The following is an 11,722-nucleotide window of genomic DNA, read 5'->3' as shown; positions in this document are numbered from 1 at the left end:
CATGGCTTACACCACATTTTCGCAGAACAAAAACGACCAGCTGTTAGAACCGATGTTCTTCGGCCAGTCAGTGAACGTTGCCCGTTTCGACCAGCAGAAATATGACATCTTTGAAAAACTGATCGAAAAACAGCTCTCCTTCTTCTGGCGTCCGGAAGAAGTGGACGTCTCACGCGATCGTATCGATTATCAGGCGCTGCCAGATCACGAAAAACACATCTTTATCAGCAACCTGAAATACCAGACGCTGCTGGATTCCATTCAGGGTCGCAGCCCTAACGTGGCCCTGCTGCCGTTGATTTCGATTCCAGAACTCGAAACCTGGATCGAAACCTGGGCGTTCTCTGAGACCATCCACTCGCGCTCTTACACCCATATCATCCGTAACATCGTCAACGATCCTTCACTGGTGTTTGACGACATCGTCACTAACGAGCAGATTCTGGCGCGCGCACAGGATATCTCGAAGTATTACGACGACCTGATCGAGATGACCAGCTACTGGCATCTGCTGGGAGAAGGCACGCACGAAGTGGCGGGTAAAACCGTGACCGTGAATCTGCGTGCGCTGAAAAAGCAGCTGTATATCTGCCTGATGAGCGTTAACGCACTGGAAGCGATTCGCTTCTACGTCAGCTTCGCCTGTTCATTCGCCTTCGCCGAGCGCGAGCTGATGGAAGGTAACGCCAAAATCATCAAACTGATTGCGCGCGATGAAGCTCTGCACCTGACCGGCACTCAGCACATGCTGAACCTGCTGCGCACCGGTGAAGATGATCCTGAAATGAAAGAGATCGCCGCCGAGTGCCGTGATGAGTGTTTCGACCTGTTCAAGAAAGCCGCCGAGCAAGAGAAAGAGTGGGCAGATTATCTGTTCAGCGGTGGCTCGATGATCGGTCTGAATAAAGACATTCTGTGCCAGTACATTGAGTACATCACCAACATCCGCATGCAAGCGGTTGGCCTCGATCTGCCGTTCCAGACGCGTTCTAACCCGATTCCATGGATCAACTCCTGGTTGGTATCAGATAACGTGCAGGTGGCACCACAGGAAGTGGAAGTCAGTTCTTACCTGGTGGGTCAGATTGATGCCGAAGTCGGCGAAGACGACTTCAACGACTTCCAGCTGTAAGCATGAGTCGTTCTGTTGTTATTCTGCGCAGTTCCGGCTCCCGGCTGGAGTGCGCAGAAGATCATCCCAATCTGTTGACGGCACTGGAAGCGCACAATGTTTGCGTAGAGTTTCAGTGCCGTGAAGGCTACTGCGGTTCATGCCGCATGCGCTTGCTAAAAGGCGAAGTGGCTTACGCGGAAACCCCATTGGCGTTTATTCAGAAGGGTGAGATTTTGCCCTGCTGCTGTCGCGCCAAAGGGGAGATTGAGATCGAGATTTAAACACCGGGTCGCCATCAATGGCGCCCCGGTGAAATTCATGGCAACGTCTGCCCACGCAGTTACTGTTTCACGGCTTCCAGCACATCAATCCAGCCATGCCCGGTACTGACTTCACTGCCGTGCAGCCAGCGGCGCAGCATGTTCATCGCCATCATCGCCACGACTTTCTGCCGGGTTTCAACATTGTGACGCCCATGGGTGAACTTCACGCGCTGGCCCCAGCTGGCTTCCGGCGTATGCAGCGCAATCGCTACTTCGCCCTCTTCCAGATTGCCCACCGACAGCGCCAATACCGTGCCGTGATGTGCTGCCAGATTGCGCGTGCGCTCGACCTGGGATTCCAGCGGTTCATCATGAGGAGGCAGAATCTCTGCTGCGCTGAGCGGCACGCCTGCTGATGCCAGCTGCCAGTTGAGCAATCCCGCCGTATATTGCTCGCTTAGCGCCAGCCGGAAACCACGCTGTTGCAACTCACGCGCTAACAAAGCAGGCAAACCTTCAGTGCCTTCGAAGATAGTGCATTCCGCCAGCAGCAGCTTAACCTGCTGCCACGCCTGCTCCATCGCCACGCGCTGGCTGGCCGGTCCGGTGAGTTTGATTTCAATGATTGGCATTGATGAGCGATAGCCCATTACCACACCTTCCGGCAACGGTAACGGCTCCAGTTCGGCAGCAATGTCACTCTCGCCGCGACCAAAGGTAGTCAGACGCAAACACAGCGGCGGCTCAGGTAAATCAAAACGCGCTTTCAAACGCGGAATGATCTCCTGCTCGACCATCACTTTAAATTCGGACGGCACGCCCGGCGTGAAGAATATCCAGCAGCGATTGAGCTGAAGTGCAAAGCCACACGCGGTACCCACTGGATTATCAATCAGCTCGGCATTCGCCGGAATTTCCGCCTGCTTGCGGTTGCTCGGCGCCATGATGCGTCCACGGCTGGCAAACCAGGCTTCCATCTTCTCCAGCCATTCCTGCTGGATCACCAATTCGGTGCCACACGCGGTGGCAGCGGCCAGCGCACTGAGATCGTCGCTGGTTGGACCAAGGCCACCGTTCACAATCAGCACATCAGCAATCTGGCTGCGACTCTGCAGCGTCTCCACCAGCGAGGACATCGCATCGCCAACGGTACTGCGGCTGGTCATAGGCAAACCGTGCTGGAACAGCACATCCGCCAGCCATGCGGCATTCGTATCGACAATCTGCCCATGCAACACTTCATCGCCCGTTGAGAGCATTTCAACACGTATCACGTTACTTTCTCCTTATCCCTGTCGCTTTACTGTAGAAAGCGCGCACGCGAAACACAATCGCCGTTGATGCGAAACAAGGATTCGAGACAAATGAGAGGGATAACGCGGTAAAAAAGAGGAATCGGGCGTAACCGGCGTTACGCCCCGACAATTTAGCGGCGGGCCAACAGTAAACCGACAAACAGGCCAGCGGCGGCGCCAATGCCGATCCCCTGCCACGGTTTTTCATGCACATAATCGTCGGCACGGTAGGCCGCTTTTTTGGCACGGTAATAATAGCTGTCAGAAGCCTGGCTAACGCGATTCTTCACGTCTTCCAGCGCTTGTTCCGCTTTAAGTTTCAATTCGATGTACTTTTGATCGGCCGGATCACCCGACGATTTCAGTACTTCTTCCAAAGTTTCTGTCAGTAGCGCCAGGTCGTCATCAAGGCGAGTTTCAAATTGATCTGAAGATGACACGTTATACTTCCTCCATGCTCGTCACTTATCGTCGTTTAACTATAGTCATAAATTCGGTATTTGCTGCACGCAAGGGATTCGGATTACGCTGGTTTTTGCTCGACTCAATGCAAAGTTGCGTAATCCGCGCTGTTGCCGCGTGAATTCTGCTTCGCTTATTTGATTAATCTGATAAATTTTCGTCAGACTGAATTTTTTAATTTCGCGACTGTCGTATCCCCTTGTAGCCAGACGCAATGCGTCTTACGACAGTCACAACACACCAGAGCAGCTAAGGATTAGATTTCCGGCATGAATCGTAGAAAATTTATGAAAGCGTCCATGGCCCTCTCTGCCGCAAGCGGCATGACCGGGCTCTCCTCGCTGTTTGCGCAGTCCGCCTGGGCCGATGATGGCATCGCCGACGGCACCGCAGTGCGCTTCGATTTCGACTCACTGAAAAAGAAAGCATCCGCGCTGGCGAAACAGCCCTGGGGCGGCGCACCCGGCCCGCTTCCTGACACCCTGGCCAATCTGACACCGCAGGCTTACAACGAAATTCAGTACGATGCCAACCATTCGCTGTGGAACAACATTCCCGATCGCGAATTAGATGTGCAGTTCTTCCACGTGGGGATGGGCTTTAAACGTCGTATCCGCATGTTCTCCGTGGATGCCGATAGCCGTGAAGCGCGCGAAATCCACTTCCGCCCCGAACTGTTTAACTATCACAACGCTAACGTCGATACCCAGCAGTTGGTCGGCAAAACCGATTTAGGCTTCGCCGGTTTCCGCGCGTTTAAAAAACCAGAACTGGCGCGTCGCGATATCGTCTCGTTCCTCGGCGCGAGCTACTTCCGTGCGGTTGATGAAACCTTCCAGTACGGCTTGTCAGCGCGCGGTGTGGCGGTAAATACCTTTAGCAACGGCCACGAAGAGTTTCCGGACTTTACCGCCTTCTGGTTTGAAACACCGAAAGCCGACGATACCACCTTTGTGGTTTATGCGCTGCTGGACGGCGCCAGCGTCACCGGTGCGTACAAGTTCACTATCCACTGCGAAGAGAAACGCGTGGTGATGGAGGTGGAAAACCACCTGTTTGCTCGTAACGACATTCGTCAGCTCGGCATCTCGCCGATGACCAGTATGTTTAGCTGCGGCACCAACGAGCGTCGCATGTGTAATACCTATCATCCACAAATCCATGACTCCGATCGTCTGGCAATGTGGACCGGTAAAGGCGAGTGGATTGCGCGCCCGCTGAACAACCCGCAGCGCTTGCAGTTCAATGCCTATGAAGATGAAAACCCACGTGGTTTCGGCCTGTTGCAGCTCAATCATGACTTCAAAGATTATCAGGATGTGATTGGCTGGTATGACAAACGTCCTAGCCTGTGGGTCGAACCAATTGGCAAATGGGGTAAAGGCGCCATCAATCTGATGGAGATCCCGACCACTGGTGAAACACTGGATAACGTGGTGTGTTTCTGGCAGCCAACCGAGCCGGTCAAAGCGGGCAGCGAATTTAACTTCCAGTACAAACTGTACTGGAGCCAACTGCCGCCAGTGCGCAGCGGGCTGGCGCGCGTGGATGCCACACGTACCGGTATTGGTGGCTTCCCAGAAGGTTGGGCGCCAGGCGAACACTTCCCTGATCAGTGGTGCCGTCGCTTTGCGATTGATTTTGTCGGTGGCGACCTGAAAGCCGCAGCGCCTAAAGGTATTGAGCCGGTGATCACCGTGAATGCGGGTACCATCAAGCAGGTTGAGATTCTGTATGTGGAGCCGCTTAACGGTTACCGTATTCTGTTTGACTGGTACCCGAACAGTGACTCCACTAAGCCGGTGGATATGCGCCTGTTCCTGCGCACCAAAGATGAGACCTTAAGTGAAACCTGGCTGTATCAGTACTTCCCACCGCCGCCGGATCAGCGTAAATACACCGATGACCGACAGATGACGCCGGGCTGATATCCCCTAAAAAGTTCGAATTTCAGGAAGGCAGCAAACAAGAGCCCGATGAGCTGACTCAAGTCAGTGATTCGGGTGAGCCAGGCAGCCAACTCACCGGAAATTTGAAGTATGACGGGTATAAATGGCGAGGAGTATTCCTCGCCATTACGCTTTCTGCATACCGATGTGTGGAATGTTATCTTCCATGTAAACGTCCCCCACCGCTTTGAAGCCAAGACGACCGTAAAACCCTTCCAGATGGGCCTGCGCCGATAAATAAATAGTGCGTTGCGGCCAATGGGTATCGCAGCTCTCCAGCGCTTTCTCCATCAGTCGATAGCCCAACTTCAGGCCACGCGCTTCTTCTGACACGATCACGCGACCAATCATCACCGGGGCGCTGTCCAGTGAGGGCGTAAGCACACGAGCGTAGGCCAATAATTTGCCGTCAAGGAAGCCCATGATGTGGCGATTCTCTGCTCGCAAATCCTGACCATCTACGTCTTGATAGGGGCAGTTTTGCTCCACAATGAATACGTGATTGCGCAGTGCCAGCACGGTATATAACTGCTGTGCACTCAGTTCACTGTGGTGGCAATCAAGCCATTGCATTTCCATGATGCTTCCTTGTCTGAGCGAAAAAAGTGATCTCCTGAGAGTATCACAGCGCGCGGGGATTGAGCAGCCGTACAGGGTTGCCGCATTGCCTTGTCGTGATCGCATTCTCAGATTACAGGCAAAAAAAATCAGGCCCTTGGGCCTGATTTCTGAGGTCAAAGCGCATTTACATCAGCGGCTGAGCCATCTGCACCAGCGAAATCAGTGGCTGAGGATAGACACCCAGCAGCAGCACCAGAATCGCCGAGATCAGCACCACCACACCACCGGCGGTGAACGCCCAGTTGGCTGGCGTGTCACGATCGCGCGTGTGCATTTCTGGTGGGCTGAGGTACAGGCTCACCGTCACACGCAGATAGTAGTAAAGACCGATCGCACTGCCGGCAACGACTGCCGCGGTTAACCACCACAGATGCGCGTTCACACCGGAAGCAATGACATAGAACTTACCAATGAAGCCCAGCGTCATCGGGATACCGGCCAGAGACAGCATCATAACGGTCATGACCGCTGACAGAATTGGACGATGCCAGAACAGACCACGGTAAGAGTAAAGCGTATCCGCATCCGGGCCACGGTACGGGCTGGACATCAGGCTGACCACACCGAACGCGCCGAGGCTGCTGAACAGGTAACCCGCCAGGTACACACCCGCCGTTTCCAGTGACAGCTGATGGGTTTTCACCGCAATCAGCGACACCAGCAAATAGCCAAGATGCGCGATCGATGAGTAACCGAGCAGACGTTTGATGTTGCTCTGCGAAATCGCCATCAGGTTACCGAACAGAATCGACACAAAGGCGATAACACCCAGCACGGTGCGCACGGCTTCGCTGTCCGTCACTGGCGCGTACAGGAACAAGCGCATCACCACACCAAAGATGGCGATTTTGCTGGCGGTGGCCAGGAAGGTTGAAACCGGCGCAGGCGCACCCTGATAAACGTCTGGTGTCCACAGGTGGAACGGAACCAGTGACAGCTTAAAGCCGAGGCCGATAATCATCATGCCCAAACCGACCAGCAGCAGCGGCTGTTGGATCATGCTGTCATTCAGGCTTTTACCCAGTTGCACAAAGCTCAGGCTGCCAGAATCGGCATAAATCAGCGCGATACCAAAGATCAGGAACGAGGACGCTGCAGCGGACAGAATCATGTACTTCAGTGCCGCTTCCAGCGAACGTTTCTGACGGAATGCGTAACCGATAAGACCAAACAGCGGCAGTGACAGCAGTTCAATACCGATGAACAGCGCCGCCAGATGGTTGGCACTCGCCAGCACGATGCCACCGAGCGCCGCAATCAGCACCAGCAGATAGAACTCATCTTTGTTGTCCGGGAAACCGGCCAGCCACGGATAAGCAAAGGTGCAGGTGGCGAGGCTGGCCAGCAGCACCAGCGCGGTGTAGAACATTGAGTAACCGTCAACGCGCAGCAGCGGCGTGACATCCATGGCACCGACATGACCGACAAACCACAGTGAAAACAGCGCCACGTTCAGGCCAATCACCGTCAGCGTGGCATTAACAAAGTGGTTGCGTCGCCACGCAATGGACAGCATCACCACCACCACCGTCAATCCGACGATCAACAGCGGCAGTAACGCAATCAGATGTTGAGGAGTTATTGTCATGGCGAATTACGGCCTTGTAGTTGAAATTGAAGCGGTAAACCACTGCTGAATATTGCTCATCGCAGCGTGAGAGGTATCAAGGATCGGCTGTGGATAAACACCCAGCAGAACCAGCAGCACCACCAGCACGCCGATCGTCATGAATTCACGCGGTGACATGCCCGGCAGCGGAGCTTTCGATTTCGCTTCGCCGTAGTAAGCGCGCTGCATCATCACCAGCGAATACACCGAGGCAAACACCAGACCAAAGGTGGCAATCACGATAATCACCGGCACCACCTGGAAACTGCCGGTCAGAATCATAAATTCGCCGACAAAGTTACCGGTGCCTGGCATACCGAGGTTGGCCACCGCGAAGAACAGCGACAGGCCTGGAATCCATTTGATACGTCCCCACAAACCGCCCATCTGGCGCAGGTCACGGGTATGCAGACGCTCATAAAGCTGCCCACACAAGATGAACAGTGCTGCGGCGGACAGGCCGTGAGCAATCATCTGAATCACCGCGCCCTGGAACGCCAGCTGGCTGCCAGTGTAGATAGCAATCAGCACGAAGCCCATGTGCGAAACGGAGGTGTAAGCAATCAGACGTTTGATATCCGTCTGCGAGAACGCCATCCAGGCACCGTAGAAGATACCCAGTACACCGAGCCACATAGCAATCGGCGCAAACTCTGCGGAAGCATTCGGGAACAGTGGCAGGCTGAAACGCAGCAGACCATACGCCGCCGTTTTCAGCAAGATTCCTGCGAGGTCAACCGAACCGGCTGTCGGTGCCTGACTGTGCGCATCCGGCAACCAGCCGTGCAGGGGCACCACTGGCATTTTCACTGCGAAAGCGATAAAGAAGCCGAGCATCAGCAGATATTCAACGGTGTGCGACATTGGCGTTTTCAGCAGTTCTTCGTAGCTGAAGGTCCAGACGCCCGTAGCGTTGTAGTGCACAAATACCAGCGCCAAAATCGCAATCAACATCACCAGACCCGAAGCCTGGGTATAGATGAAGAATTTGGTTGCGGCACTGATACGCGTTTTACCGTCAGAGGCTTTGTGACCCCAGAGCGCGATGAGGAAGTACATCGGCACCAGCATCATTTCCCAGAAGAAGAAGAACAGGAACATGTCGATGGAGAGGAACACGCCAATCACACCACCGAGGATCCACATCAGGTTGAGGTGGAAAAAGCCCTGATACTTCTCGATTTCATTCCAGGAACAGAGCACCGCCATCAAACCCAGCAGGCCGGTCAGCACCACCATCAGCAGCGACAAACCGTCAATAGCCAGATGGAAGTTAATACCGAAGCGTGGAATCCATGGCACCGAGAAAGTCGACTGCCACTGCGGCATTCCTGCAGCCTGGGTGAGTGAATAGCCTCCCTGCAGCCACAACTGCAGACCGAGTGCCAGCGTCAGCCCCATAGTGATCATGGCGATCCAACGCGGCACTTTTGCGCCGAGGCGCTCTGCTAACCAGCAAAGCAGACCCCCAACAAAAGGTATGATTATTAGCCAAGGTAATAGCACGGCATACTTCCCTTTTTTCAACCTGATTTCGAGCTATCTTGCTTGCCACGTTCATCACCGTCAGCGCTCGCCACCCTCACGTACAAAATACGCTTGGGTTGCTGCACACTGACGGCAACGAAACGGGCTACATCAATAACGCTTCGTCATTCAGGCAATTTTTCACATTCGCTTCTGGGATGAGAGAATCCTTGATTCTCTCGCCCCCGCTCATCAATCTTTAAATCACCAGCATCAGCGCCAGTACCACCACGGCACCGACACTCATGGAAGCCACATACCAGCGCACGTAACCGTTCTCGCTCACCACCAGGCCTTTATTACCAATGCGCGACAACAGCGCAGGCAGGTTCATCAGTGAGTTCAGCGGATCGCGCTTCAGCAGCCAGGCAATGCCCAAATAAGGTTTTACAAACACCTTGTCATACAGCCAGTCGAAGCCCCATGCCGCGAACCACCAGGTGCCGAAGAAACGGCCCGGCGCGCTATTGGCAACACTGGTGACCAGCTGGCGTTTGCCAAGCCATAGGGCAGCAGCAATCAGGATGCCGACAATCGCGACCACGCCTGAGGTGATTTCCAGCGCCACTTTTCCGCCCTCACCGAATTCATTCTGCGGCAGCACGCCCGCCAGCGGTGGCGTGATCATGGCGCCAACGAAGGTGGAGAGCACTAACAGCACAATCAGTGGCAGATGGTGAGTGATGCCTTTGCCCGCGTGCGCATGAATTTTCTCTTCGCCGTGGAACACGATGAAGATCATGCGGAAGGTGTAGATCGAGGTCAGGAATGCACCGACCAGACCCGCCACCATCAGATTGATGTGACCATTCGCCAGCGCACCAAACAGGATTTCATCTTTACTGTAGAAACCTGCGGTAATCAGCGGCAGTGCCGCCAGCGCAGCGCCGCCGACCAGGAAGCAGGTGTACACCAGTGGGATGCTCTTACGCAGGCCGCCCATTTTGAAGATGTTCTGCTCGTGGTGGCAGGCCAGAATGACCGAACCAGAAGAAAGGAACAGCAGTGCTTTGAAGAAGGCGTGCGTCATCAAGTGGAAAATGGCCGCGTCCCATGCCTGCACGCCCAGCGCGAGGAACATGTAGCCGATTTGACTCATGGTGGAGTAAGCCAACACGCGTTTGATATCGGTTTGCACCAGCGCGGCAAAGCCTGCCAGCACCAACGTAATCGCCCCCACTATACCCACCAGATGCAGCACTTCCGGCGTCAGCAGGAACAGGCCATGGGTACGCGCAATCAGGTAAACACCCGCGGTTACCATGGTGGCGGCGTGGATCAGAGCTGATACCGGCGTAGGACCCGCCATCGCATCAGCCAGCCACGTTTGCAGTGGCAACTGTGCAGATTTACCGACCGCACCGCCCAACAGCATCAGGGTTGCCCACTGCAGCATGTGGTTGTTAGCGGCGAAATGCGCCGGCGCCAGTTCCACCAGCTCGCGGAAGTTCAGCGTACCCAGTTCGTTATAGAGAATGAACAGTGCGAATGCGAGGAACACGTCACCGACGCGGGTGATGATGAACGCTTTCATCGCCGCCTTGCCGTTTTCTGGATTGCTGTAGTAGAAGCCAATCAGCAGATAAGAGCAGAGGCCCACGCCTTCCCAACCGAGATACATCAGCATCAGGTTGTCGGCCAGCACCAACACCACCATGCTCGCGATGAACAGGTTGGTGTAAGCGAAGAAGCGTGAATAGCCCTCTTCACCGCGCATGTACCAGGAAGCAAACATGTGGATGAAGAAGCCGACGCCGGTCACCACTGACAGCATGGTCAGAGACAAGCCGTCCAGTACCAGGTTCACTTTGATATCAAAGTGGCCGACCTGAATCCATGTCCACAACGCCTGAGTAAAAGGCTGTTGGCCGTTACTGAAGAAATCCATACCAACGAAAACGGTGGTCAACGCCGCCAGACCGACCGATCCCATTCCCACCGCTGCCGACAGATTCTCCGACCAGCGACCACGGGAAAACGCCAATAGCAGGAAGCCAATCAGCGGAAATAATACGGTTAAATAGAGAAGATTCATCCGCGCATCTCGCTCACTGTGTCAATGTTCAGCGTCTGACGACGACGATAGAGCTGGAGCAGCAGGGCCAGGCCGATGCTGGCTTCCGCCGCCGCGAGGCTGATCGCCAGAATGTACATCACCTGGCCGTCAGCTTGTCCCCAGTAGCTCCCTGCTACCACCAGCGCCAGTGCCGCGGCGTTGATCATGATCTCCAGACCAATCAGCATAAATAGCAAATTGCGGCGCAGTACCAGCGAGGTCAGGCCGAGAACAAACAGCACAGCAGCCAACATCAGGCCGTGTTGTAACGGGATCATGCGTGATCCTCCTTATTCGCATGTGCATCAGCATGGCGATTGCTCAGCACTTCGCCCTGACGCTCTTCACGTCCGATATGGAAGGCCACCACCAGACCGGCCAGCAGCAGCATTGACGCCAGCTCAACCGCCAGTACGTAAGGACCAAACAGACTGATACCCACCGCTTTGGCATCGATGACGGTGCCATCAATGCCCTGATCGTGCGCGGTACTAATGGCGTAAATCATCACCACCAGCAGCAACAGGGAGATGATGCCAGGCCCAATCCACAGCGAAGGCTTCAGCCACTCGCGCTCCTGGTCCTGCTGGGTTTTGCCCAGGTTCAGCATCATCACCACGAACACGAAAAGCACCATAATGGCACCGGCGTAAACGATGATCTCCAGCGCACCGGCAAAGTAAGCGCCCATTGAGAAGAACACGCCCGCAATCGAAAGCAGCGAAACAATCAGGTACAGCAGCGCATGTACCGGATTGGTGTGAGTGATAACGCGCAATGTCGTCAGCACCGCCACCAGTCCGCAAAGATAAAACGCAAATTCCAT

11 protein-coding genes are annotated in these 11,722 nt (G+C 54.7%); 3 read left to right on the top strand and 8 right to left on the bottom strand.

Features of this window, described 5'->3' with window-relative positions:
• The first annotated feature begins 1 nt into the window (after position 1).
• Complete coding sequence (gene nrdB / locus WFP70_RS10750) at positions 2 to 1,132, top strand: class Ia ribonucleoside-diphosphate reductase subunit beta (RefSeq protein ID WP_034825039.1); 1,131 nt, start codon at positions 2 to 4, stop codon at positions 1,130 to 1,132.
• Between the two features lie 2 nt (positions 1,133 to 1,134).
• Complete coding sequence (gene yfaE, locus WFP70_RS10745; protein ID WP_058961303.1) at positions 1,135 to 1,395, top strand: class I ribonucleotide reductase maintenance protein YfaE; 261 nt, start codon at positions 1,135 to 1,137, stop codon at positions 1,393 to 1,395.
• Positions 1,396 to 1,454: 59 nt separating this feature from the next.
• On the opposite strand, the gene WFP70_RS10740 is transcribed toward yfaE, so the two are convergent.
• Both WFP70_RS10740 and elaB read right to left on the bottom strand, forming a co-directional pair.
• Entirely contained in the window at positions 1,455 to 2,651 is a 1,197-nt protein-coding gene (locus WFP70_RS10740) for a nicotinamide mononucleotide deamidase-related protein YfaY (protein ID WP_337023299.1), read from the bottom strand.
• A 152-nt stretch (positions 2,652 to 2,803) separates the two neighbouring features.
• Entirely contained in the window at positions 2,804 to 3,112 is a 309-nt protein-coding gene (elaB, locus tag WFP70_RS10735; RefSeq protein ID WP_034825045.1) for a stress response protein ElaB, read from the bottom strand.
• A gap of 291 nt (positions 3,113 to 3,403) precedes the next feature.
• Here elaB and WFP70_RS10730 point away from each other — a divergent pair, with 291 nt between their 5' ends.
• A complete protein-coding gene (locus WFP70_RS10730) occupies positions 3,404 to 5,062 on the top strand; it encodes a glucan biosynthesis protein D (protein ID WP_045813641.1) in 1,659 nt (552 codons plus the stop codon).
• A 147-nt stretch (positions 5,063 to 5,209) separates the two neighbouring features.
• Here WFP70_RS10730 and WFP70_RS10725 read toward each other — a convergent pair whose 3' ends face one another.
• From WFP70_RS10725 to nuoJ, 6 genes are all read right to left on the bottom strand, one after another.
• Complete coding sequence (locus WFP70_RS10725) at positions 5,210 to 5,662, bottom strand: GNAT family N-acetyltransferase (RefSeq protein WP_097116582.1); 453 nt, start codon at positions 5,660 to 5,662, stop codon at positions 5,210 to 5,212.
• Positions 5,663 to 5,828: 166 nt separating this feature from the next.
• Entirely contained in the window at positions 5,829 to 7,292 is a 1,464-nt protein-coding gene (gene nuoN / locus WFP70_RS10720) for an NADH-quinone oxidoreductase subunit NuoN (RefSeq protein WP_034825051.1), read from the bottom strand.
• A gap of 6 nt (positions 7,293 to 7,298) precedes the next feature.
• Complete coding sequence (nuoM, locus tag WFP70_RS10715; protein WP_034825053.1) at positions 7,299 to 8,819, bottom strand: NADH-quinone oxidoreductase subunit M; 1,521 nt, start codon at positions 8,817 to 8,819, stop codon at positions 7,299 to 7,301.
• Positions 8,820 to 9,039: 220 nt separating this feature from the next.
• Entirely contained in the window at positions 9,040 to 10,875 is a 1,836-nt protein-coding gene (nuoL, locus tag WFP70_RS10710) for an NADH-quinone oxidoreductase subunit L (protein WP_337023300.1), read from the bottom strand.
• Entirely contained in the window at positions 10,872 to 11,174 is a 303-nt protein-coding gene (gene nuoK / locus WFP70_RS10705; protein WP_034825057.1) for an NADH-quinone oxidoreductase subunit NuoK, read from the bottom strand. Before nuoK ends, nuoL begins: the two co-directional genes overlap by 4 nt.
• The gene (gene nuoJ, locus WFP70_RS10700; protein ID WP_337023301.1) at positions 11,171 to 11,722 is read right to left on the bottom strand and encodes an NADH-quinone oxidoreductase subunit J; all 552 of its coding nucleotides are present in this window, start codon (positions 11,720 to 11,722) and stop codon (positions 11,171 to 11,173) included. The genes nuoK and nuoJ overlap by 4 nt, the downstream gene beginning before the upstream one ends.

It is taken from the genome of Pantoea sp. USMM079, assembly GCF_037153115.1.
In the GTDB taxonomy this organism is placed as follows: Bacteria; Pseudomonadota; Gammaproteobacteria; order Enterobacterales; family Enterobacteriaceae; genus Pantoea; species Pantoea communis.
The sequence above is the reverse complement of the archived record's forward strand: the minus strand, read 5'-3'. Positions and strand labels throughout refer to the sequence as shown.